General features: G+C 69.3%; 21 protein-coding genes and 1 pseudogene. 9 read left to right on the top strand and 13 right to left on the bottom strand.

The genetic code is table 11. The annotated features are described in order from the left end of the window. Window positions 1–73: 73 nt before the first annotated feature. From ACK4I0_RS03485 to ACK4I0_RS03470, 4 genes and pseudogenes are all read right to left on the bottom strand, one after another. Window positions 74–1,366 carry an adenylosuccinate synthase gene (locus ACK4I0_RS03485; RefSeq protein ID WP_409608031.1) on the bottom strand — a complete coding sequence of 431 codons (1,293 nt, stop codon included), beginning with the start codon at window positions 1,364–1,366 and terminating at the stop codon, window positions 74–76. A gap of 137 nt (window positions 1,367–1,503) precedes the next feature. Then, complete coding sequence (locus tag ACK4I0_RS03480; protein WP_409608029.1) at window positions 1,504–2,658, bottom strand: phosphoserine transaminase; 1,155 nt, start codon at window positions 2,656–2,658, stop codon at window positions 1,504–1,506. A 3-nt stretch (window positions 2,659–2,661) separates the two neighbouring features. Then, a complete protein-coding gene (locus ACK4I0_RS03475) occupies window positions 2,662–3,582 on the bottom strand; it encodes a DnaJ C-terminal domain-containing protein (RefSeq protein ID WP_409608099.1) in 921 nt (306 codons plus the stop codon). A 336-nt stretch (window positions 3,583–3,918) separates the two neighbouring features. Next, a pseudogene (locus ACK4I0_RS03470) lies at window positions 3,919–4,473 on the bottom strand (TIGR02217 family protein); the annotation flags it as partial. Window positions 4,474–4,562: 89 nt separating this feature from the next. Between ACK4I0_RS03470 and ACK4I0_RS03465 the strand changes: the two are divergent. Beyond that, entirely contained in the window at window positions 4,563–5,234 is a 672-nt protein-coding gene (locus ACK4I0_RS03465) for a DUF805 domain-containing protein (RefSeq protein ID WP_409608027.1), read from the top strand. An 8-nt stretch (window positions 5,235–5,242) separates the two neighbouring features. Here ACK4I0_RS03465 and ACK4I0_RS03460 read toward each other — a convergent pair whose 3' ends face one another. Genes ACK4I0_RS03460 through ACK4I0_RS03445 form a run of 4 tightly spaced genes read right to left on the bottom strand, consistent with a single transcriptional unit; the run spans window position 5,243 to window position 9,216 of the window. Further along, on the bottom strand, window positions 5,243–5,470 hold the full coding sequence (locus tag ACK4I0_RS03460; protein ID WP_409608025.1) for a hypothetical protein: 228 nt from the start codon (window positions 5,468–5,470) through the stop codon (window positions 5,243–5,245). A gap of 48 nt (window positions 5,471–5,518) precedes the next feature. Continuing rightward, window positions 5,519–5,971, bottom strand: coding sequence for a YcgN family cysteine cluster protein (locus tag ACK4I0_RS03455; protein ID WP_409608023.1), 453 nt, complete (start codon window positions 5,969–5,971; stop codon window positions 5,519–5,521). Between the two features lie 39 nt (window positions 5,972–6,010). Further along, complete coding sequence (locus ACK4I0_RS03450; protein WP_409608021.1) at window positions 6,011–6,391, bottom strand: response regulator transcription factor; 381 nt, start codon at window positions 6,389–6,391, stop codon at window positions 6,011–6,013. After that, the gene (locus tag ACK4I0_RS03445) at window positions 6,388–9,216 is read right to left on the bottom strand and encodes a PAS domain-containing protein (protein ID WP_409608019.1); all 2,829 of its coding nucleotides are present in this window, start codon (window positions 9,214–9,216) and stop codon (window positions 6,388–6,390) included. The genes ACK4I0_RS03450 and ACK4I0_RS03445 overlap by 4 nt, the downstream gene beginning before the upstream one ends. Before the next feature lie 87 nt (window positions 9,217–9,303). On the opposite strand from ACK4I0_RS03445, the gene ACK4I0_RS03440 reads away from it, so the two are divergent. The 5 genes from ACK4I0_RS03440 (at window position 9,304) to ACK4I0_RS03420 (ending at window position 16,044) form a co-directional block, all read left to right on the top strand. Further along, a complete protein-coding gene (locus tag ACK4I0_RS03440) occupies window positions 9,304–11,130 on the top strand; it encodes an ABC-F family ATP-binding cassette domain-containing protein (protein ID WP_409608017.1) in 1,827 nt (608 codons plus the stop codon). Window positions 11,131–11,753: 623 nt separating this feature from the next. Beyond that, the gene (locus ACK4I0_RS03435; RefSeq protein WP_409608015.1) at window positions 11,754–12,905 is read left to right on the top strand and encodes an energy transducer TonB; all 1,152 of its coding nucleotides are present in this window, start codon (window positions 11,754–11,756) and stop codon (window positions 12,903–12,905) included. 57 nt (window positions 12,906–12,962) lie between these two features. Next, window positions 12,963–13,964 (top strand): ABC transporter substrate-binding protein, encoded by a 1,002-nt coding sequence (locus ACK4I0_RS03430; protein WP_409608013.1) that lies wholly within the window; start codon window positions 12,963–12,965, stop codon window positions 13,962–13,964. A 71-nt stretch (window positions 13,965–14,035) separates the two neighbouring features. Next, window positions 14,036–14,944: a hypothetical protein gene (locus ACK4I0_RS03425; protein WP_409608011.1), complete on the top strand. Its 909-nt coding sequence runs from the start codon at window positions 14,036–14,038 to the stop codon at window positions 14,942–14,944. Next, window positions 14,941–16,044, top strand: coding sequence for a DUF2336 domain-containing protein (locus ACK4I0_RS03420; protein WP_409608009.1), 1,104 nt, complete (start codon window positions 14,941–14,943; stop codon window positions 16,042–16,044). Before ACK4I0_RS03425 ends, ACK4I0_RS03420 begins: the two co-directional genes overlap by 4 nt. A 64-nt stretch (window positions 16,045–16,108) precedes the next feature. Here the strand turns inward: ACK4I0_RS03420 and ACK4I0_RS03415 are convergent, their stop codons facing one another. The 3 genes from ACK4I0_RS03415 to cysK form a co-directional block, all read right to left on the bottom strand. Next, window positions 16,109–16,540 (bottom strand): MucR family transcriptional regulator, encoded by a 432-nt coding sequence (locus ACK4I0_RS03415; protein WP_409608007.1) that lies wholly within the window; start codon window positions 16,538–16,540, stop codon window positions 16,109–16,111. Between the two features lie 133 nt (window positions 16,541–16,673). After that, window positions 16,674–17,885 carry a DUF2336 domain-containing protein gene (locus tag ACK4I0_RS03410; protein ID WP_409608005.1) on the bottom strand — a complete coding sequence of 404 codons (1,212 nt, stop codon included), beginning with the start codon at window positions 17,883–17,885 and terminating at the stop codon, window positions 16,674–16,676. A gap of 44 nt (window positions 17,886–17,929) precedes the next feature. Continuing rightward, window positions 17,930–18,910 (bottom strand): cysteine synthase A, encoded by a 981-nt coding sequence (cysK, locus tag ACK4I0_RS03405; RefSeq protein ID WP_409608003.1) that lies wholly within the window; start codon window positions 18,908–18,910, stop codon window positions 17,930–17,932. A gap of 197 nt (window positions 18,911–19,107) precedes the next feature. Here cysK and fliI point away from each other — a divergent pair, with 197 nt between their 5' ends. Beyond that, on the top strand, window positions 19,108–20,454 hold the full coding sequence (gene fliI, locus ACK4I0_RS03400) for a flagellar protein export ATPase FliI (RefSeq protein ID WP_409608001.1): 1,347 nt from the start codon (window positions 19,108–19,110) through the stop codon (window positions 20,452–20,454). Between the two features lie 4 nt (window positions 20,455–20,458). Beyond that, a complete protein-coding gene (locus ACK4I0_RS03395) occupies window positions 20,459–20,869 on the top strand; it encodes a flagellar FliJ family protein (protein WP_409607999.1) in 411 nt (136 codons plus the stop codon). Window positions 20,870–20,879: 10 nt separating this feature from the next. Here ACK4I0_RS03395 and ACK4I0_RS03390 read toward each other — a convergent pair whose 3' ends face one another. Next, window positions 20,880–21,602, bottom strand: a complete 723-nt coding sequence (locus tag ACK4I0_RS03390) for a 3-deoxy-manno-octulosonate cytidylyltransferase (RefSeq protein WP_409607997.1) — start codon at window positions 21,600–21,602, stop codon at window positions 20,880–20,882. Between the two features lie 154 nt (window positions 21,603–21,756). Between ACK4I0_RS03390 and ACK4I0_RS03385 the strand changes: the two genes are divergently transcribed. Beyond that, window positions 21,757–22,512: a c-type cytochrome gene (locus ACK4I0_RS03385; protein ID WP_409607995.1), complete on the top strand. Its 756-nt coding sequence runs from the start codon at window positions 21,757–21,759 to the stop codon at window positions 22,510–22,512. A 54-nt stretch (window positions 22,513–22,566) separates the two neighbouring features. Here ACK4I0_RS03385 and ACK4I0_RS03380 read toward each other — a convergent pair whose 3' ends face one another. Next, the gene (locus tag ACK4I0_RS03380) at window positions 22,567–23,436 is read right to left on the bottom strand and encodes a C40 family peptidase (protein ID WP_409607993.1); all 870 of its coding nucleotides are present in this window, start codon (window positions 23,434–23,436) and stop codon (window positions 22,567–22,569) included. Between the last annotated feature and the right edge of the window lie 45 nt (window positions 23,437–23,481).

Genomic DNA, 23,481 nt, shown 5'->3' with positions numbered 1-23,481 from the left:
CAGCTCCCTAGAGGGCCGCTCACCATGACCGCTCCGGGTTAAGAGCCCGTTGCCCGTCTTCCGGATCCGCCGATCAACCCGCGAACGGATCGCGCATCAATATGGTGTCGTCCCGCTCAGGGCTGGTCGAGAGCAGGGCCACCGGCGCGCCAATCAGCTCCTCGATGCGGCGCACGTATTTGATGGCGTTGGCTGGCAGGTCCTTCCACGACCGCGCGCCTTGGGTGCTCTCGCTCCAGCCCTCGATCGTCTCCCAGATCGGCTCGATGCCTTCCTGTGCCTTCAGCCCCGCCGGCAGGTAATCCAGCGTCTCGTCGCCCAGGCGATAGCCGGTGCAGATCTTCAGTTCGGCGAAACCGTCCAGCACGTCCAGCTTGGTCAGGGCCACGCCCTCGATGCCATTGATGGCAATGGACTGGCGCGCCAGCACCGCGTCGAACCAGCCGCAGCGCCGCGCCCGGCCGGTGACCGTGCCGAACTCGCGGCCCCGCTCGGCGATGCGCTTGCCGTCGTCGTCGAACAGCTCGGTCGGAAACGGCCCCTCGCCGACGCGGGTGGTATAGGCCTTCACGATGCCCAGCACATAGCCGACCGAGCGCGGGCCCAGGCCCGAGCCCGCCGCCGCCTGCCCCGCCACCGTGTTGGACGATGTCACATAGGGATAAGTGCCGTGGTCGACGTCCAGCAGCGTGCCCTGGGCGCCCTCGAACAGGATGCGCTGACCGTCGCGGCGCGCCTTTTCCAGCATCCGCCAGACCGGCTGGGTGGCGAAGCGCAGGATCTTCGGCGCCATGGTCAGCAGTTCGGCCTTCAGCGCCGCCGCATCGACGCCCGCCAGGCCCAGGCCCTTGCGCAGCGCATCGTGGTGGGCCAGCAGCCGCTCGATCTTGGCGTCCAGCGATTCAGGGTCCGCCAGGTCGCCGACGCGGATGGCGCGACGTCCCGCTTTGTCCTCATAAGCCGGACCGATGCCGCGGCCAGTCGTGCCGATCTTGGTCTTTCCGGCCTGGGCCTCGCGCGCCTGGTCCAGATCGCGGTGCAGCGGCAGGATCAGACAGGCGTTGTCCGCCAGGATCAGCACCTCGGGGGTGATCGACACGCCCTGCGCTTCGATCCGCGCGATCTCGTCCAGCAGCGCCCAGGGATCGACCACCACGCCGTTGCCGATGACGGACGGCTTGCCCTGAACCACGCCGCTGGGCAGCAGGCTCAGCTTGTAGACGGTCTCGCCGACCACCAGCGTATGGCCGGCGTTGTGACCGCCCTGGAACCGCACGACCACGTCTGCGCGGTTGGACAGCCAGTCCACGATCTTGCCCTTGCCCTCGTCGCCCCACTGGGCGCCGACCACTGCGACGTTCGCCAAGACCGTTCTCCGCTTAACAAGACTGGAGCGAACATCTGAGCCCGTTCGGACTTCGTCCGCCGGACCGTTTTCGCTCTCGATGCGGGGCCGAGCCTATAGCCGCGGAATCATCCCCTGTCGCGCCCGGCGGCGTAAAACTACGACAGTTCCTCGACGGCGACCGCAAAAACCCAGTCCAGCCACGGCGTGGCGGCCCGCACATCTTCGACCTCGACGGTGCAGCCGCACCACAGCCTCAGGCCCGCCGGTGCATTGCGATGGCTCTCCACGTCGAAGGCCGCGCCCTCGTCCTCCAGCAGCGCCTTCATCCGTCGGACAAAGGCGTGACGCCCCGCCTCGTCCAGCGCGGTCACGCGAGGATCGACGATCTTCAGACAGACCGAGGTCGTGGACCGCGTTTCCGGCCACTCAGCCAGAGGCTCCACCCAGCCCGTCCGCTCGACCCACTCGCCCAGCGCAGCCGCATTGGCGTCGGTGCGCCGGATCAGTTCGTCCAGCCCCCCGACCGATTGCGCCCACTCCAGCCCGTCGATCCAGTCTTCCAGGGTCCAGACCGAGAAGGTGTTGATCATCGAACCGGTCGCCAGCTTGCGGTCGAAGCCCTTGTCGTCCTGCAGCCTCAGAACCTTGGGAATCGGCCACGGCGCGCGGTGCGCGTCCAGCCGCTCGACTGCGCGCGGCGAAAGGGCCACGACGCCGATGCCCGCCTCGCCCCCCAGCGCCTTCTGGAAGCTGAAGGTCACCACATCCAGCCGGTCCCAGGGCAAGGCCATGGCGAAGGCCGCCGAAGTGGCGTCGCAGATGGCGAGCCCCTCGCGGTCCTCGGCGATCCAGTCGGCGTTCGGCACGCGCACGCCCGAGGTCGTCCCGTTCCAAGGAAACACGACATCCTTGGCCGGATCGACCCGGCTCAGATCCGGCAGCGCGCCCCACGGCGCCTCCAGCACCTCGGGCTCGAGGTTCAGATGCTCGCGGATATCGCTGACCCACTGCCAGCCGAAGTTCTCGAAGGCCAGGACCTGCACCGGCCGCGCGCCTAACAGCGACCACAGCGCGGCCTCGACCGCTCCGGTGTCGGAACCCGGCACATAGGCGAGGACGTGGCTGTCCGGCACGCCCAGCACCTGGCGCGTCAGCCTCAGGCCGTGTGCAAACCGCTCCACCACCTCCGGCGCGCGTATGCCTCGGCCCAGCAGCGCGTGCGGCAGGGCCTGCGCCGACCATCCAGGCCGTTTGGCGGTCGGGCCGGACGAAAACCACGGCCGCGACGGCCGTGCGCGGGGCTTGTCCATCCGTCAGCTTCCCGGCGTGTAGGGCCGCTTGGACCGCCACTCCTCGGCGAACCGGATCAGCGCCTCGTCAGGTGTCTCGGGCAGAGTCACCAGCAATCGCGCCTTCAGATCGCCGCGTCGCCCATTCGCAAAGGCGCCACGCCCCTTCAGACGCATCACCTGGCCCGAATTCGCGCCCTTGGGCACCGTCAGCTTGACCCGGCCCTCGGGCGTCTGCACCTCGACCTTGCCGCCCAGCACGGCGTCGGGCACCGACACCGGCACCTCCACGACCAGGTCCGCGCCCTCGCGTCGATACAGCGGATGGGCAGCGATCTTGAGCTCGATCAGAGCGTCGCCCGCCTCGGCGTTGCGGCCCGGCGCGCCCTGCCCCCGCAGGCGGATGACCTGGCCATCTCCCGCGCCCTTGGGAATGATCACGTCCAGCATCCGCCCGTCGGAAAACTGGATGCGGCGCGTGACTCCCAGGATGGAGTCCTCAAGACTGATCTCCAGCGTGGCGCGCACATCCTGACCCCGCGCGGTAAAATCCCGCGCGCCGCGCTGGCGCCCCTGTCCGCCGAACATCCCGAAAAGGTCGTCCAGGTCGATGTTGTCGAAGCTGGCCCGGCCGCCTGGCCCGCCATCTGCGCCCGGGCGCGCCCGACCGCCGCCGAAACCGCCCGTGCCGCCGCCTCCCGCGAAACCGCGGTATTGCTCGCGTCCATCGGCGTCGATCTCGCCGCGGTCGTATTTGGCTCGCTTCTCGGCGTCACCCAGCAGATCGAAGGCGGCGGTAATGCGCTTGAACCGCTCCTCGGCCGCCTTGTCTCCGGGGTTCTTGTCCGGATGCAGGTCCTTGGCCAGCTTGCGAAAGGCCTTCTTGACGTCCTCGGCGCTCGCGCCCTTTGACACGCCGAGTTCCTTGTAGGGGTCTCCCGCCACGTTCGCCTTGCTCCGCTGGAAGTCAGGCCTGTCAGTTAGGCCATGGCGGGCCCGATCGAAAGGGCGCCTAGGCGATCGCGTGCGCCGGCGCGCCCCAGCCGACGCCCTCGACCCACTCCGACACCTCGACGGTGAGCGTCCTATCCGGCCAGGGGTCGGCTGTCTCCAGGCCGCTGTCGCCCACTTCCAGAACAAGCTGCCCGGCGTCGCTCGACAGCATCGCCCGCCAAGGCCCGACATTGCGCGGATCGATTTCGTCCCAGCCGTCATGCCCACCACGCCCCAATCCAGCTTTCGACCAACCGCTCGCCCCGAATAGACTTGGATCATCCTCGGCTCCGGCTCGAACCGCACCGGCGTGTCGAACTCGAACCCCGCCGTCACCGCCGCGCCGATGCCCGGCGCGCTCGCCAGAGTGACCTGCCCCGTGGTCGGCTCAATCTCGACCTGATCCGCAGACAACTCCACGCCGTCGACCGCGACCCGCACGGCGCCCGCCACCGGCTTGGCGATGACGCGAACCACGTCGCCGTAGGCTTTCGTCAACTGGAAGGTCCGGCTTGCGCCGTCGCCGGTCCCGATCCGTTGGTCGGTTGCGCCAGGCGCCGCGCCCGGCGCGCTCGATCGATAGTCCGCGAAATCTCGGAAGCGGAATCCGTGCAGCCGCCCCCGCCGCGCCTCGAAAAAGGCCGTCAGCGCCGCCAGGTCGTCCAGCGACCTCAGACCGGCCCCGATCAGATATCGCCGGCGACCCAGCGCCCACGGCGTGGACCGGCGCTCGAAGCCCGAGGCCAGCGTCACCACCTCGGTGCGCCGCTCCACCCCGCCCGTCGATCCAAACGCCAGCCGCGCCAGCAGCCGCACCTCATGAAACGCCTCGCCCAGGGTCATGTCGTCTCCTCTTGTCTTGTGACGTACCGCCGCCTCGTCCATGCTCGCCCCACGGCCGGGGGTGGCCGGGACAATCGGAGGGCATCCGCGTGCGCGGTGAAATTCTCAGCTACGACGACGTGACCGGCACCGGTCTGATCAGCGGCGACGACGGCGTCCGCTACGGATTCGAGCGCTCGGCCATCCACCCGCCGGGCGTCGCCCGCGTCGGCGTCCGCGCCGATTTCGCGCCGGACGGTTCGCGCGCCACCCAAATCATGATCCTGGCCGGCGCGGTGGGCGGCGAAGAGGCCCCGGTCTCCGACAAGATCGACTGGAAGGGCCTGTTCCTGTCCTTCAAGGGCCGGATCCGCCGCAAGCATTTCTGGATCGGCTGGGCCGTGCTGTTCGTCATCGGCATCGTCCTCAGCTTCATGCCGGCCATCAGCTTCTACGCGGGCCTGATCCTGCTGATCCCGCACTTCGCCATCGGCTTCAAACGCTTCCACGACATGGGCAAGCCCGGCTGGCTGGTCGTCATCCCTTGGGTGCTCATGTACGGCGGCTACGGCCTGATGGCGTCGGCCTTCGGCATGCAGATTCTGACCAACCCGAACGCCGTCTCGACCATGGACCCGGAAACGCTGCTGACTACCGGCGGCTCGGCCTTCGGCCTCATGGCCATCGCCGGCCTCGTCAGCCTGGTCTTCTGGCTCTGGATGGGCATCGGAAACAGCCAGCCCGGCGCCAACAAATACGGCCCCAACCCCAAGGGCGAGTAACCGCTCTCCTAAAGCCGGCGCGCGCCCAAGGCCGTGGCGCGCGCCAGCATCTGGGCGATCTGCGCCTCGGACCTCAGCAGGCTCGGCGCGCCGCCGTCCATTCGGATGTTGACCGTCACGCCCGGCCCCGCCGCCATCGGCTCGACGCTGCCGCCGCTCGCCGGAACCGCCAGAACATGTTCAACACACCCGCTCATCCCCGCGAAGGCGGGATCCAGCCGGCGCCGGACACGCATTGGATCATCTGGACCCCGCCTTCGCGGGGGTGAGCTTAACGAAGGAGCCTATCCCCGCTCGACCGCCCATTCCGGCGCTTCGAACTCCAGCGCGTCCTCGGGCTCGGCCAGGCTCAGCTCGCTGATCGTCTGCCCGCGCACCGACACGCCGGCCGAATGCACCGTCTCGGGATCGCCCGACACCAGATGGTGCCACGCCGCTAGCGTCCGCCCTTCATGCAGCCGGCGATAGGCGCAGGACTTGGGCATCCACTCCAGCGCCTCGATGTTGCCGGGCGTCAGCTTGATGCAGTCCGGCACCTGCGCCTTGCGGTTGGCGTAGTCGGAACAGGCGCAGACCTGCGGATCGAACAGCTTGCAGTGCACCCGCGTCGGGATCACCTCGCCGGTGTCCTCGTCCTCGAACCGCACCACGCAGCACAGGCCGCACCCGTCGCACAGGCTCTCCCATTCGGCGGGGCTCATCTCCGCCAGGGTCTTGGTTTCCCAGAAAGGACGCATGGCGCGGCCCTTAAGCCCAAATGCCCTCGGTGGCGAGCGTCACGCCGCCGAGGCGGGCCGGGCCAGGGCGTGCCTGACGCGCTCCAGCAGGGTTTCAGGCGTGAACGGCTTGACCACATAACCGACGCAGCCCCGGTCGCGCGCCGCCGTCACCGTCGAAATCTCCCGGTCCGCCGTCAGCATCAGGACAGGCGGCATGGTGCGGCCCATCCTCTGCATCCGCTCCAACACGTCCAGCCCGCTCATGCGCGGCATGTGCACGTCCAACAGCACCAGGTCGAACCGGTTGCGGGCCAGCATGTCCAGGGCGTCGCGCCCTGTCCCGGCCGGCGCTACGACATAGCCCGCGCCCGACAGCACCAACCCGATCATTTCGCGGATGATCGGCTCGTCCTCGACGGTCAGAATGGTCCGGCTCACAACGCATACTCCGGGGCCGCGCGGCCCGCTTGAACAACGCGGGACATTTCCCGCAACAGGGTTTCGACATTGATGGGCTTGGCCACATGGCCGTCCATGCCGATCGCATGACATACGGCCATCTGCTCAGGCTGGACGTCGGCGCTCAGCGCAATGATGGGCGCCTGGCCGATCGCGCCCTCCAGCTGTCGTATGGCCCGCGTGGCGTCCATGCCGTCCATCACCGGCATGTGCAGGTCCATCAGGATCAGATCCAGGCCGCCGTCTTTGGCGCGCTGCAGTGCCTCCAGCCCGTCGCTGGCCGTCTCCAGCTCGATCCCCCACGCCGCGCTCATGACGCGGAAGAGCTCGCGGTTGCCGGCGTTGTCGTCTGCCATCAGCACCCTCAGGCCCTCGACATCCAGCGCGCCCGGCACGGCCGGATCGCTCAGGGTCATCGCGGCGTCCGCTTCTTGAGCCGGAACTTCAAACCAGAACACCGACCCTTCGCCCAGCGTGCTGCGCGCGCCGATCGTCCCGCCCATCAGCTCGATCAGCCGCTTGCAGATCGCCAGGCCCAGACCCGTCCCGCCGTGCAGCCGCGTGGTCGAGCTGTCGGCCTGGGTGAAGCGCTCGAACAGCCGTTCGATCTTGGCCGGATCGATCCCTTCGCCGCTGTCGATAACCTCCAGCCGCAACCGTCCACTGGCCCAGCCGCCTTCGATTCGGACCCCGCCCGCCTCGGTGAACTTCACCGCATTGGACAGGAAGTTCAGCAGCACCTGCCCCAGCCGCGCCTCGTCGCCGCACAGAGCCTGCGGCGTTCCGTCTCCCAGCCGCCAGTCCAGCGCCAGGCCCTTGGCCGCCGCCTGGGGCTCGACGATGCTCAGGGCTCTTGCGGCAAGTTCGCGCGGATCGAACGGCGCCGTCTCCAGCTCGATCGCCCCGGCCTCCAGCTTGGAATAATCCAGGATGTCGTTGATCACCGACAGCAGCGCCTGGCTGGACGTGGCGATGCGGTCCGCGAACAGCCGCTCGGTCGGCCCCAGCCCCTCGCGGTCCTTCAGCAGGCCGGAGTAGCCGATCACGCTGGTCAGCGGCGTTCGCAGCTCATGGCTCATATTGGCCAGGAAGTCGCCCTTCGCCCGCGCCGCCGCCTCGGCCGCGTCCCGCGCCTCGGTCAGCGCCTCCTCCAGCGCCTTGGCCGCCGAGATGTCGCGCACGCTGTCCTGAATCTCGATCGGCGCGCCGTTGCGGTCGCGCAAGACGGTCGGCTGCGCCTCCAGCCAGGCCCAGCTTCCGTCCTTGCGCCGCCCGCGATAGCGGATACGCGGCGACAGCGCGCCCGGTTCCGCGGCCAGATGAGCGCGGTAGGCCGCACGCATGACCTCGTGATCATCGGTGTGCACCAGGTCCCAGCTGCGCATCCCGATCAGGTCCTCGGGCGCCCAACCCATGACGCGCGTGATCGCCGGTGACAGATAGCGGAACACTCCGTCCAGATTGAATATGGCTATGACGTCGCTGGCGTGGTCCGCCAGCGTTCTGAACCGCGCCTCGCTGGCCGCCACGATCTCGTGGGCCCGCTCGCGCTCGGTCACGTCCTGGAACACGCCGACCAGCGCAATCAGGACGCCCTGAGCATCGAGCTCCCGCCGACAGCGGGACAGCACGACCCGCTCCTCGCCGTCGGCGCGGATGATCCGCAGTCGGAACTCGCCAGGCTCCTCCCCCTGGATCGCCTGCTCGATCCAGGCCTTCACGCGGGGCTGGTCCTCGGCATGATAGAATCCGACCGCATCGTCATATGACGGATCGAAACTCGCGCGATCCACGCCGTGGATGCGATAGACCTCGTCGGACCAGGCCACCGCTCCGGTCGCGATATCCAGCCGCCAGACGCCCAGCCCGGCCACGCCCTGCGCCAGGTTCAACGTCGCCACCTGGCGCGACAGGGCGGCCTCGCTGTCCTTCAGTCTCTGCTCTGCCTCGGTGGCGTCGGTGATGTCCTGGAAAACGCCGAAGATGACTCTCGGCCGGCCGTTTTCATCGCGCTGCACCCGCGCCCGCGCCCGCGTCAATCTGCGGCCCCCATCATCCAGCCGTCTCAACCGAATGGTGGTCTCATAGCCCTCGCCGGTCTCGGCCGCCCGCGCCAACAGGCCCTGCAGCCGCTCCAGATCCTCTGGCTCGTACTGGGCGTACATGTCCACGTCGGAGGCCTGCGCCGAACCAGGCTCGACCCCGTGGATGCGGACCACCTCGTCCGAAGCCGTCGTCTCGCCCGTCGTCAGATCGACCCGCCAGTGGCCGACGCCCGCGACCTCCTCGGCCAGTTTCAGCAGGGCGATCTGCTCGCGTTGCGCCCGGGTCGAGTCCGCTTGCTGAAACAGGTCCGCCGCCATCTGGCCCAGCATCTTCAGCGTCTCGACCTGCCGCGTTGTCAGCGGCTTGCGCGGCCTGACGTCCATCACACCGATCGCCCCGATCGGACGGTTGTCGCGCCCCACCACCGCCACCCCGGCGAAGAAGCGCAGATAGGGCGGGCCCTTGACCATCACATGATCGCACGTGCGCGGATCGGCCTGGCCGTCCTCCACCATGACCAGCGCGTCCGGCCCCAGGCTGACGATATGGTTCGTCAGCGTCATGTCGCGCGGCAGCTCATCCTGGCCCAGGCCGACGTTGGATCGGAACACCGTCCGCTCGCCGTCGATGATGGAGATCATGGCGTGCGGCAGGCCGAAGATGCTGCACGCCAGATTGGTCAGCCGATCAAAGGGACTGTCCAGCTCCAGCAACTGGGACGCCTTTGTGATCGGAAGCGACGCGCGCGTACTGGCCATGCCCGCAGATCAGCAGACAACCGCCAAATCTTTGTTAAAGCCGCCACTTGCCCAAAGTCGGATGACGCCCGAGGCCGCACCGCCTATATGCCCGCCATGGCCGCCCGTCCCCCCCTCGTCGCTCTCAAGGATGTTCGTCTTCAGGACGGGCCGCGCCCGCTGTTCGACGGTGTCGACATGGCGCTGGAGCCGCGCAGCCGCGCCGCCCTGGTGGGCCGCAACGGAGCCGGCAAGTCGACCCTGATCAAGGTCGTCATGGGCCTGATCGAACCCGACAGCGGCGACCGCTCGGTCCAGGCCGGCGTACGCTTCGCCTATGTGCCCCAGGAGCCGCCGATCACCGGCGACACCCTGCTGGACTACGCCGCCTCCGGCGAGGCCGAGCCCTGGACGGCCGAGGCCTGGCTGACCACCTTCGGCCTGGACCCGGCCAAGTCGACCCAGGGCCTGTCGGGCGGCGAGACCCGCCGCGCGGCGCTCGCCAAGGCCTTCGCCGAAGAGCCCGACCTGCTGCTGCTGGACGAGCCGACCAACCACCTCGACATCTTGGCCATCGAGCTTCTGGAGAAGGAACTGCTGGCCGCCCGTTGCGCCGTGCTGGTCGTCAGCCACGACCGCGCCTTCCTGAACCGCGTCACCGACACGGTGCACTGGCTGGAAGGCCGACGTGTCCGCACCCTGAACAAGGGCTTCGACGCCTTCGACGACTGGTCCGCCAAGGTCATGGACGAAGAGGCCGAGTCGCTGCGTCGCCTGACCAAGAAGATTGAGGCCGAAACCTACACCTTCTACCGCTCCATCACCGCCCAGCGCACCCGCAACGAGGGTCGCGCCCGCGCCCTCATGGCCATGCGCGCCGACCGGGCCGAGCGGGTCCGCGACCTGCCGCGCGAGCTGAACCTGGGCGTCGATTCCGGCGCCCTGTCCGGCAAGCTGGTGGCCGAGGTGAAGGGGGTCGCCAAGCGCTTTGGCGAGCGCACGATCTTCAAGGGCCTGACCACCCGCGTCATGCGTGGCGACCGGCTGGGCATCGTCGGCCCCAACGGCGCGGGCAAGACCACCCTGGTCAAGGTGCTGCTGGGCGAATTGGCGCCGGACGAAGGCTCGGTGCGCCTGGGAGCCAATCTGGAGCCCGTCTATCTGGACCAGTCGCGCGAGGGCCTGCGCTCGGACATGAGTCTGTGGGACGCCCTGACGCCGGGCGGCGGCGACAGCATCCTCGTGCGCGGCCGGTCCATGCACGTGGCCGCCTACGCCAAGGACTTCCTGTTCCAGGAGGCCCAGCTGAAGCAGCCCATCTCGACCCTGTCGGGCGGCGAGCGCAACCGCCTGCTGCTGGCCCGCGCCCTGGCCCAGCCGGCCAATTTGCTGGTGCTCGACGAACCGACCAACGACCTGGACATGGACACGCTCGACAAGCTGGAAGAGCTGCTCGAGAGCTATGACGGCACCCTGATCCTGGTCTCGCACGACCGCGACTTCATCGACCGCCTCGCCACCTCGACCCTGGCCCTCAACGGCCGCGGCGACATCGTGGAGACCCCCGGCGGCTGGACCGACTTCGTGCGGCAGAACCCCGGCTTTCTCAGCAGCGAGTCGCGTGCAGCGAGTGACGAGAAAACCGGGGCGCGTCGGATCGAGAAGGCGGAGCCTTCTGACCGCGCCCCCAGCAAAAAAGCGAAGCTGTCCTACAAGGACGCCCGGCGGCTGGAGGAGGTCGAGGGCCTGATGGAGAGCCTGCCCGACGTCATCGCCCGGCACGATGCGACCCTGGCCGACCCCGACCTCTACGCCCGCGATCCCGCCGCTTTCGACCGCGCCATGAAGGCCGCCGAAAAGGCCCGCGCCGACCTCGAGGCGGCCGAGCTGGAATGGCTCGAGCTGGAAGAGAAGAAGGCCGCTCTGGCGGTGTGATCAGTTGGGGCCGCTTTCCTGTGGACAGCGCAAGCCTCTGATCCGCCCCGGCGAATCGAAACCATCCACCGATGTCCACAGGCTTGCCCACCGCATCGGCTGCGTTTCCGCACAGCGCCGGAGGTTCGGGCGCTTGCGTCATAGCGGCATCTGCGTGAACGTCAACAGGCCGAGGGACACGGCGGCGCGGAAAACCAGGGAGACTTGGAGTTCAAGCGGGTCGGTCCGGCTCTCTGATCAGGACGCTTCCTGAGGTCTTCGGACCGGATGAAGCGACCAGACAGGGCCCAGGCTCCCGAACCGAAGCGCCTCGGCGCCACGTTCACGGAGAACCAGGTCGGGATCGACGGACGGCGCAGGGCTCACGCCCTGCGGAACGCCAGAGACCAGGAGCCGCCAGGATACAGCCGACCGCCATTCGGGTTCGCCCGACCGGCGCCAGGCCAAGGTTCTGACCCTCAACGGCCAAGTCCAACCCGGACTTGGCGAGGGCGCGAGATCAACGGTTCGACCGGGGTCCCGCGCCCTCGCTCAATTCCGGCGCCGCTACATCCGCCTTTAAAGCCGGTTGACCCCAGAGCGAACGCCGGTGTCATCTGCAGGGCAGCCATAGCGAGACACCCATGGGCCGACCGCTCCAGATCGACCTCGCCTTAGTCGCCGCCCTCGCGTTGGCCGGCTCGCCGTCGATGGCCCAGACGGCAGGGAACACTGACGCAGACGCTCCCGGCGACGTCGTTCTGATGGCGCCGTCGGCGCAAGCGGTTTGCAACGGACGCGTGGTCACGCCGCTGTACGCCGAGGTGCTGCCCGCCCGGTTGCAAGGTTCGGGCGCGCGCGGACAACGCATCGAAACCGTCGAGACGACCTTCTCCATCGACCCCGAGGGGCGGCCCTACAACATCGGCGCCCCGTCGTCGGCGCCCGACCCGTCCGGCGGAGTGGTGATCATCGGGCGCCGTGTTTCGCCGGACGACGCCATCCAGGCCAGCCTGGCGGCATGGCGGTTCGACGGTCCCGCGCGCGATTGCCGTCTGGAGGTGCGCTTCACTCCGCAGTCGGCCAGCGCGGCGCCGACCGAAACGCTCCTGGCCTATTACGCGGTGACACGCACGACCGGAACGCCGCGCGACATCGTCGAACGACGCCTGGCCGGCCCCGGATCGAACTGCGTAGGGGAGGCGCGCCGCGCCCGGCCGCAGCGTCTGGTCGCCGTGCCGGATTTCCGCATAGGCTCCACCTTGCCCGGCGGCTATGGCTGGACCGTCCTGCGCTGGGACGTTGACGAAGACGGCCGAAGCCGCAACGTCGAAATCCTGGGCTCGTCGGGGGACGACGCCTTCGACGCCGAGGCTCGCCGCGCCGTTGGCGAAACCCTCCTGCACCCCGGCCCCGCTCTGAAGGGCTGCGTTTACAACTTCTACCGCTACGGGGGGCTGCTGGAGGCGCCCGAGCGGCCGCCCTCGCCCGATGACCCGCTACAGGCCTGCCCCGCAGAGATCGGCGATCGCTACAGGCCCCGGGCCAACCTGACCTTTCCGGAAGTATTCAGGCGCCGCTCCATCGAGGGCTGGGCGGTGATCCGCTTCGACCTCGCCACCTGGGGGCAGGTCGGCAATGCTGCGATCGTGGACGCCCAGCCGGCCTATATCTTCGGACGCGAAGCGCTGGCCATCGTCTCCAGCGGCAGCGCGGATCCAAGCTTTACGCCGGGCGTCCGGTGCACGATTCCCGTGCGTTTCCTCTTGCCTGACGAGACACCCGACGCGCCGTGAACCCTGGTGGCGGCTCGAACGATTCCGACCGAGCCGAAAATGGTCTAAGCCTCGGTCATGTCGTTTGTTTCCCGGCCGATTCCTCGCCGCGGCCTGCTCGCCGGCGCCGCCGCCTTCGGCCTTCTGGCCGGGTGCGGGCGCGGCCAGGCGCCGGTGGACGCCCAAGGGCGGGTGAGGCTCAGGCTGGCGCTCGACGCCGAACCCGGCCTGGCCCAGGCCGGCGTATTCCAGGCCCTGGCCACAGACCTCTATGCACGCCGCAGGCTCAGCATCGAACGGCTGCCTGACGCCACGCCACTGGGCGAGCGCCTGGGCGCATCGAACGCGGAACTGGCCCTGGCGGCCGACGCCGTCGCCATCCTGGATCTCGCCGCCCAGCGCGCCCCGGTCCGCGCCGTCGCGGCCTTCCTCCAGAAGAGCCCGCTGGCCCTGATCGCGCGTGGCCAGCCGGGCCCCGATCTGATTTCGACCTTGCGTGATCGGCCCATCCTGGTCTCGCCCTCGGATGCTCCCCTGGCCTGGCCCTGGCTGCGCGCGCGCTTCGGCCTCGTCGAGACGCAGCGCCAGGCCGCCACGACCGACGCCTTTTTCGACGAGCCCGGCGCGGTGCTTCTGGCCGATGTCCTGACGGCGCCCCAGGCCGTGCTCCAGACGCGTCCGCAGATCCAGTTGCTGGCCGACCAGGGCTACCCGGCCTACGGCGGCGTCCTGGCCGTGCCCGACGCCTTCGCGCGGGACAATGTCCGAGCCCTGCGCGACTTCGTCGCCGAGACCGTCGAGGGCTGGCGCGACTATCTGCAGGATGACCCTGACGCCGCCCACGCCCTGATGCGCCAGGCCGATCCCAGCCTGACCGAACCGGTGCAGATGGCGGCGCGGTCGCGCATGCGCGACCTTGCGCTCGTCGAGGGCGGAGACGCGGCCTTGGTCGGCCTCGGCGCCATGACGGCGGAGCGGTGGCAGGCCGTATCGGAAGCCGCCGTTCAGGCCGGTCTCTTCAGCGCCGCGCCGCCGCCCCGCGCGCTGTTCACCGACGACTACCTGCCCGGCCGGGGCTGATCCGGCGTTAGCGGCGGATTAAGCCGCCTGCGCTAGTATTGAATATCAGCGTTATCTTCTTCGGAGCCGCCGTGCGCCGCATGATCCTCTTCTCCGTGGCCGTCGTGGCGCTCACGACGGCCGCATCGCCCGCCTTGGCGCAGTCCGCCGCGACCGGCGCGAATGGTCTGCGCTACCTGTCGTGGCCCGGCAAGGCGGCGACGGCTGCACCCGCTCCGTCGCCTGCGCCGTCGGCCGCCGCTGAACCCGCTCCACAGCCCGCCGCCGGCCGAACCGTGCGCCCGCCTTCGGCGCGACTGATCGCCCGTCCGCCCATGGCAGAGGTCGCGCGTCCTGGCCTGACGCCCGCCAGCGCCTGGCTTCCGCCGCGCGAGGAGCCGGCGACGGTCTATCCGGCCCCGACCGAAACCGCCTATGCGCCGCCGCCGATGCCCGCGCCCGTCCGCGAGGCGCCGCCGGCCTACGTTCCGCCTCCCCCGCCGACGCCCCTGCCCGCCCCGGTTCCCGAACCCGTACCGGAGATCGTGCGCGAGGCCGCTCGCGTCGAGGCGCCGCCGCAACCGCCGGCCGACCCCGCCTATGACCCCATGGCGCCGCGCCGCGACGCGCCGATCTTCCGTCTGCAACGACCCGATTACGGCGCCGAGCCCGCCGCTCCGCCGCCCGCCGAGCCCGAGACGGCGCACATCCAGCCCGCGCCGCTCCCGCAAGCGGCGCCGCAATCCGCGCCCCAACCCCGTGTGATCGCCGGCGCCGCCGGTCAGGGTTCGCGCTACTATTCCCTGCACCGTCAGGCCGGGCGGCAACCCGATTCCGTGCCCACCCCGCCGCCGGTATATCTTGACGCCCTGCCGGTCCAACTGGACGAGACGCCCTCGTCCGGCGATCTCGCCGCACCGCCCGAGCCGCCGGCCCTGTATCGCGACGCTCAGGGCCGCGTCCGCGCCACGCCCCAGGTCGAGGCGGATCCCATTCCATGAGCCACGACGTCGCCGAGGCGGCCGCCAACATGGCCACCCGCCTGCCCGAGCTGATCGAACTCGCCCGCGAGCCGTCCAGCGAGAAGCGCCGCGCTCTACTGCGCGAACTGACCGAACATTTCTTCGGCGCGCCCGAACGCAGCGCCGCCGAGACCGCGCTCTACGGTGAAATCCTGGGACAGCTGGCCTCCGAGATGGAGACCGCCGTGCGCGCGGAACTGGCCCGTCGCTTCGCCGACGCCCTGGAGGCCCCGCCCTATCTGATCCGCACGCTGTCCCAGGACGATGCGGCTGTCGCTCAGTCGGTTCTGCGGGCCTCGCCCGTGCTGACCGACGAAGATCTGATCGAGGTCGTGCGCCGACGTTCTCAAATGCACATCCGCGCCGTCTCCCAGCGCGAGGTTGTGTCCGAAGCCGTATCCGACGCCATCGTCCAACATGGTGACGACGAGACGCTGGATGTGCTGCTGCGCAATGACGGCGCCCGCCTGTCGCGCGACGCCTCGGAGCAGGCCGTCGAGCGCGCCCTGGCCAATCCGAAGCTGCATGAGGCGACCGTCGCCCGGAAAGCCCTCCCGGCCGACCTCCTCAACGAGATGTATTTCGTGGTCGAGCAGCGGTTACGCCTGCAGATCCTGGAGCAGAACGCGCGCCTGGATCCCATCCTGCTGGAAAGCGCCCTGGCGGCGGGGCGCAACCGCGTCGCCACCGGCGACGGCGTGCTTCCGGCGGACTACGCCGAATGCTCCGCCTATGTCGAAGAACTCCGCGCCGCCAGTCAGCTAACCCCGCAGATGCTGGCGCGCTTCCTGCGCTCGGGCAGCCGCACCTCTTTCTACATCGCCCTGTCGCAGCTGGCGGACATCGATTTCCACACGGCCCGCCAGATCGTGGAGCGGCGCGAGCTCGACGCCCTGGCCGTCGTCTGCAAGGCCGCGGACCTGGATCGCGCGCTGTTCCTGACCTACGCCGTCGCCCTTCTGAACGACGAGGGCGACGCCATGGCGAAGGCGCACGTCTATGCCCGAATGTATGCAGAGCTGCAGCGCGAGGCGGCGCTCCGCACTCTGCGCTTCTGGCGTCTGCGTCGGGCGGCCTGATCCGGACACGAAAACGCCCGCCCTCCGCAAGGAAGGCGGGCGTTCTCCGATCTGAAGCCAGATCCTACTTCTTGGCGCGGGTCGCGCGGGCGGGTTTGCGGCCGCCCTGGCCCAGCCCCATCTGCTTGGCCAGTTCGGAGCGCGCCTTGGCGTAGTTCGGCGCGACCATCGGATAGTCCTTGGGCAGACCCCACTTGGCCCGATACTCTTCCGGGCTCATGTCGTACTTGGTGCGCAGGTGGCGCTTCAGCGACTTGAACTTGCGGCCGTCCTCCAGGCAGATCAGGAAGTCGGGGCTGATCGACTTGCGGATCGAGACCGCCGGCTCCTGGGGCTCGGGCTCGGGCTCGGGGGCGCCGCCCGCTACCTGCGACAGAGCGGTATGGATGCTGGCGATCAGCGACGGCAGCACCGTGGCGTCCACGGTGTTGTTGCCGACATAGGCGGACACGATGTCGGCCGTCATTTCCAGCAGTTGGGGTTGTTGTTCTTCCATGACCAGCCGCCTTTGACCTTGATTTGCGTTAAGCACGACTGATCGCCCCCGATCAGCCTTCGTCTCGGCTCATAAGAGTGTTTCCCGACGAAAGCAATGCGACGGAAATATCAGTTTAGCGGCGAGCCGGATTTCATCGACCGAAGTTTTCGGCCAGCGCCATCATCGCAGCGCGCTCAGGCGCCGAATATTCGTCGATCGCCTCATCCTCGCCTTCGCGTATCGCGCGAAGCAGCGCGGGCGTTAGCGCAGAGGATAGCGACCAGTTCCAGTAACGCAGGACCGTCTGGGCGCGGTCGACCGCCAACATTTCATAGGTGATCTGCGTCCGCTCCCAAGCGGGATGCACCTCACCGCTCTCCAGCGTCTCGGGTCGGCGCATCGAGCGCCACAGGTTCTCCAGATCGACCCGCGACAGTCCGGTGGCCTTGCACAGGATGGCGACAGGCTCGCCGCCGGGATCGCCCAGGATCTTGGCCCCGGTCAACGGCTTGACCCCGGCCAGATATGCGATCTCGGAGGCCACGGCGCGGCCCAGACCGTCCTTCTCGGCGGCGGCGATCGCGTGTTCCAGCGAGCCATAGGGGCTCTTGGCGATAGCGGCGCGGTTGCGCTGGCGCCGCTCGATGAACTGCAGCGCCTTGCGCGCCACCGGGTCCTGCCACTGTTCCTGGGCGGCCATGGCGAAGACGTCTTCGGCCACCTCCTGCATGACTTCGCGCGATACGGCGAAGCGTTGCAGAATGGTCTTGCGGTCTTCAGGCCCGCACCACCAGAACATGACGTAGGCGCCCGACGGCCTCAGCTCGGGCCGGCGTAGCAGATGCCTGCACAGGTCCGGCGACTGACGGCTCAGGCTGACGACGCCTTCCAGCCCGACCTGCGACAGGCGCGCATTGCCGTTCTTCAGCACAGCCTCGATGACCGCATCCTCGCCGAAGCTCATCAGGGTCTCGGTCACGACCTCCGACAGGCCGCGCCGCTGTGCGATCATGATCCGGTGCTCTTCGCTGGCGTCCCGCGCGCAGGCGGTCAGGTCGGCGTCGGTCAGGGAGGCGCACTGCTCAATCAGGTGACGCGCCACTGCGGGATCGTCTCGCAGCAGCAGACGGGTCAGCGTATTGGGCACTTCGCTGAGCGGCGCCAGGCGCTGGGCCACTCGCTCGCGCTCCTTGGGCGAGGCCGCGCGCAGCATCTCGACCAGCAGGTCGCCCGTGACCGACCGCTCAAAGGCGTTGATCCGACTGGCAGGCAGCGACACCACATCGGCCAGACGCTTGAGCAGCGCCCGGCGAGCGCGAAACGCGATCTGAGGTTCGGCAGGAATTTCAGCGGGCTCGGCCATCACGGACACGCTAGCCGCGAGCGGTTAACCCATGGTGAGGACGCTTAAAGCCCCTCGAACAGAGCCGTCGACAGATAGCGTTCGGCGAAGCTGGGGATGATGGCCACGATGGTCTTGCCGGAGTTTTCGTCGAGCGCCGCCTGGCGGAAGGCGGCGACCAGGGCCGCGCCGGACGAGATGCCGACCGGAATCCCCTCCACCCGCGCGACCTTGCGCGCCATCTCGAAGGCATCCTCGTTGGAGACCTGTTCGACGCCGTCGATCACCTGGCGGTCGACGATGGAGGGCACGAAGCCCGCGCCGATGCCCTGGATCTTATGCGGCCCAGGCTCGCCGCCGGACAGCACAGGCGAGGCGGTCGGCTCGACCGCGATCATCCGCACCGAAGGTTTCTTGGCCTTCAGGGCGTGGCCGACGCCGGTGATAGTGCCGCCGGTCCCGACGCCGGCGATGACGATGTCGACCGCGCCGGCCGTGTCGTTCCAGATCTCCTCGGCCGTCGTGACCTCGTGGATGGCGGGATTGGCCAGATTGTCGAACTGGGCCGGACTGACGGCGCCCGGCGTCTTCTCCAGCAGTTCCGCGGCGCGGGCGATTGCGCCCTTCATCCCCTTCTCGGCCGGCGTCAGCTCAAGCTCGGCGCCCAGCAGGGCCAGCATCTTGCGCCTCTCCATCGACATGCTCTCGGGCATGCACAGGATCAGCCGATAGCCCCTGGCGGCGGCGACGAAGGCCAGGGCGATCCCGGTGTTTCCACTGGTGGGCTCGATCAGCACGCTGCCGGGACCGATCCTGCCCGCCTGCTCCAGCGCCTCGATCATGGCGACCCCGATCCGGTCCTTGACCGAGGCAATCGGATTGAAGAACTCCAGCTTGGCCAGCACGCGGGCCTTGGGCTTCATCTCGGCCGACAGGCGCGGCAGGCCGACGATCGGCGTGTCGCCGATGGTGTCGATGATCGAGTCATAGACCTTGCCGCGACCGGACTTGCGGTGGCGGCTGGCGTCGTAGGAAGCGTCGGACATGGGGAGATCTCCGGGGGCTGGGCCTGCAAGAGATAGGCGTCCGCCAGCGATCGCAAGGGGTGCGGCGCCCCCAGACGCCGAAATCGCGCAAGGGCCGCGGCCAACCATCCCCCGCGCATAGCCGATGTTCGGTTCAGTCCTAACCACCCGTTAACCACGATGGACGACTTCTGGGTCTCAGTATCGGGGCCGTTCATTTGCGCAATCTCGTCGCCGCCGTCGAAGCGATCGATCCGCTGGTCGTGACCGGCAAGGTCGCGGGCGTGTCGGGTCTGCTGATCGAATCCCGCGGCGGGCTCAGCCGGCTGGCGGTCGGGGCGCGGGCCGAGATCGTGCGCGGGCGCGGCCTGACGCCCCTGCCGGCAGAGGTGGTGGGTTTCCGCGCCTCCACCGCCCTGCTGATGCCCTTCGGCCCGGTCGAGGGCGTGGCGCCGGGCGCCGACATCCGCATCATCGACAGCGCCGCCAGCGTGCGCCCGACCACCGCCTGGCTGGGCCGCATCATCGACGCCTTCGGAAACCCCATCGACGGCAAGGGCCCTCTGCCCCAGGGCCCGGTCCCCTATCCGCTGCGCGCACCCCCGCCCCCGGCCCATGCGCGCGGCCGCGTCGGCGAGCGGCTGGATCTGGGCGTGCGCTCGATGGACGTCTTCACCACCACCTGCCGGGGCCAGCGCCTGGGCATCTTCGCCGGCTCGGGCGTCGGCAAGTCGGTCCTGCTGTCCATGCTGGCGCGTCAGGCGACCTGCGACGTGGTGGTGGTCGGCTTGATCGGCGAACGCGGTCGCGAGGTGCGCGAGTTCATCGAGGAGACCCTGGGCGAAGAGGGTCTGGCCCGCGCCATCGTCGTGGTCGCCACCTCCGACGAACCGGCGCTGAAGCGGCGTCAGGCGGCCTATATGACCCTGGCCATATCCGAGTTCCTGCGCGACCAGGACCTGGAGGTCCTGTGCCTTATGGACTCCGTCACCCGATTCGCCATGGCCCAGCGCGAGATCGGCCTGGCGGCGGGCGAACCGCCGACGACCAAGGGCTATACGCCCACCGTCTTCTCCGAACTGCCCAAGCTGCTGGAGCGCGCCGGCCCCGGCCCGGTGCGCGCCGACGGCACCACGGCGGGGCCGATCACCGCCCTGTTCACGGTGCTGGTGGACGGCGGCGACCATGACGAGCCGATCGCCGACGCGGTCCGAGGCATTCTGGACGGCCACATCGTCATGGACCGCAAGATCGCCGAGCGCGGCCGCTTCCCGGCCATCGACGTGCTGAAGTCCGTCAGCCGCACCCTGCCCGCCTGCCAGCTGCCCGAGGAGCGCGAGCTGAACAAGCGCGCCCGTCAGTGCCTGTCGGCCTACGCCAATATGGAAGAGCTGATCCGCATCGGCGCCTATCGGGCCGGCGCAGACCCCATCGTCGACCGCGCCATCGCCCTGAACCCGGCGCTCGAGGCGTTTCTGGGCCAGGACAAGGACGACGTCACCCGGCTTTCAGATTCCTTTAGTCGTCTGCAGGCCATTCTAGACCAGGGCATGATCAGGGAGTGATGAAATGACCGCTTGGGCGCAATCCCTGATCCGCATCTCCAGCTATGAGGTCGAGACGCTGCAGAAGCGCCTGGCCGAGGTGAACCTGCGCAAGGCCGAGGCTGAGATGCGCGTCGCCGTTCTGGACGCCGAGGCCGAGGGCGAGCGCGGCCGCGCCGCCGCCGACCCGACCGCCGCCATGATGCTGAACGCCTATCTGTCGGGCTGGAAGACGCGCCGCTCGGACGCCGAGACCGAGGTCGCCGTCGTCTCCGCCGAAGAAGACGGCGCCCGCGACGCCCTGACCGCCGCCTTCGAGGAACTCAAGAAGTTCGAGCACGTCGCCGAAACGACGCGCCTGAACACGCTGATCGCCCAGCAGAAGCGCGAAACCGCCGTCTTCGACGACATGGCCCTGCGCCGCCGCGCGCTCTAGACGCTCGGCTTCAGACTAGGGCCCGCGCCGCCTCCAGGTCGGCCGGGTTGTCCACCGACAGCGGGGCCTGATCGATGACGGCCGCCCAGATGGACAGGCCCGTCTCCAGCGCCCGCAGCTGCTCCAGCTTCTCGCGCCGCTCCAGCGGCGACGGCGGCGCGGCGCAGAACCGCTCCAGAGCCGCGCGGCGATAGCCGTATATGCCCACGTGCCGCCAGACCGGTCCGTCGCCATACAGGGTCGAGCGGGTGAAATAGAGCGCCCGTCCAGAAACCGCCTTCTCGCCCAGGGCCACGACCGCCTTGACCACATCGGGATTGGCCCGGTCTGAAACGTCCGCCTCGGCCGCCACCAGTGTCGCGATGTCGCACTGGCCCTCGCGCGCCAGCAGATCGGCGCACGCCAGCGAAAGGTCGGGCGCGGCGAAAGGCATGTCTCCCTGCAGATTGATGACCGCGTCATGCTCTCCGTCGGGGTCCACGGCCATCAGAGCGGCCAGCACCCGGTCTGAGCCGCTGGGCAGGGCCGGATCGGTCAGCACCGCCCGCCCGCCCGCGGCCTGGACCACGTCGACGATCTCGGGATCGCCCGCCGCAACGACCGCCGGCAGGCCCGAGGCCGAGGCCTGCTCCCAGGCGCGCACGATCATGGGCTTGCCGCCGATGTCGGCCAGGGGCTTGCCCGGCAGCCGGGTCGCCCCCATGCGAGCAGGTATCATTATCAGAGGATTCATCGGCTTGGCGGCGCCCTGCGACGCCCGGAGCGTTCCGGGCCGGTTGCGAAGGCGGCGCTAGCGTGTCAGAGACGCCCACGCAAGGACACGCCCCCTGGGCGCGGCTCACCGCCGTGCGCGTCAGGGGCTCTAGAGACGGGATGCGACGACGCGAATGAGCGGCGATCTGAAGTGGAACAAGATTTTCGGCGCCGCGCTGGGCACGGCCTTCGCCATCCTGGTGATCAAGGAAGCGTCGGGCGCCATTTATCACACCGAAGCCCCTGAAAAGATGGGCTACTTTGTGGACGCGCCGGAAGAAGCCGCCGCCGGTCCGGCCGAGTTGGCGCCGGACTGGGGCACGGTCATACCGACCGCCGACCTCGCCGCCGGCCAGGCCGCCTTCGCACGCTGCCAGGCCTGCCACACGATCAACCAGGGCGGCGCCGATGGAATCGGTCCGAATCTGTGGGCCGTCATGGGCGGCGCCGTCATGCACCGTCCGGGCTTCGCCTATTCGGACGCCATGGCCGCGCACAAGGCCGAGGCGCCGATCTGGGGATGGGACGAGATGGACCAGTTCCTGACCGCTCCGGCCCGTTATATTCCCGGCACCAAGATGTCGTTCGCCGGCATCCGCGACACCAACACCCGCATCAACCTGCTGGCCTGGCTGCATGAGCAGGGCTCGCAGGGCTACGCCATCCCCGCCCCCGATCCGTCGCGCCAGCCGGGCACCGAGGGCGCGCCGGCCGCCGAGGGTGAAGCCCCCGTCGCCGAAGGCACCGAAGGCCAGACCGTCGCTCCGGACGGAGCCACCCCCGACACGGGCGTCGCCGCCCAGCCGGGCGAGCAGGCCACCCCGGTCGCCCCTCCGGCCGCGACCAGCACCCCGCCGGCCGCCACGGCCAGCGCGCCGACGGCCCGCTGATCCCAAACAGTTGAGTTATGCAAAAGGCGGCCTTCGGGCCGCCTTATCTGGGACCTAGATCGACAGGCGTCGGAATATCGCCGGCTCGAAGCCGTCGGCGACATAGGCCGCCGCGACCTCGGCCAGGGGCTGGATCAGCACTTCGCCCGCGCGGCCGCTGGCGTGGATTACGCGGTCGGCGTCGATCATCACGCCGCTGTGTCCGCCCCAGGGATCGAGGTCAGACTTGAGCCAGACCACCAGATCGCCGCGCGCTGGGGTCTCGACGGCACGTCCAAGCTGCGCCTGCTCACTGGCCCAGCGGGGCGCCGCCAGGCCGCAGGCCATCAGGGCCTGTTGCACCAGACCGCTGCAGTCCGTCCCCGCCGCCGTGCGGCCGCCCAGGCTGTGCGGCGCGCCTACGAAGGCTTCGGCCACCGCCGCCAGGTCCGGCTCGAACACCCCGATCGGCGCCAGGGCCTCGACAGCGACCCAGCCCAGTCCGGCCAGGCGCGCACGGTCGCCCACGGCTTCTTCCACCCGTACCAGAGCGTTCATGAACAGAGGCGCGCCCTGCGCTGTCTCGCCTGCAGACGCCGGGTGAACCGGCGCTGTCAGGGCGCGCACCCGATGGGTCGGCGACGATGCGCCGGGCCTCAGGGCGCCCAGGTCGACCCAGCCGACGACGCCGCTGCGGCGCGCCCGGCCCCAGGCGCGGCCCTTAGCCTCGTCCAGCACGTCGAAGACCTCGCCGGCCAGCAGTTCATCGATTCGCCGGGCGTCCGCGCCTGAGCCATTCCAGATCGAGACCGCCGGACCGGCGCCGTGCCGCGCGCTGGTCTGTGCATAGCGATCGGCGCGCACCAATCCCTCCAGCCGAAGCTCGGCCAGGTCGGGTCGCGCTAGGCGCGCTCCGGGATCAATCAGGGCGAGGACGTCGGTCAATCGGCGGCTCGATCGGTTGAACAATCGTTCTAGGCCGCGAAGCCG

This window comes from Brevundimonas sp. (assembly GCF_046295775.1).
In the GTDB taxonomy this organism is placed as follows: Bacteria; Pseudomonadota; Alphaproteobacteria; order Caulobacterales; family Caulobacteraceae; genus Brevundimonas.
The sequence above is the reverse complement of the archived record's forward strand: the minus strand, read 5'-3'. Positions and strand labels throughout refer to the sequence as shown.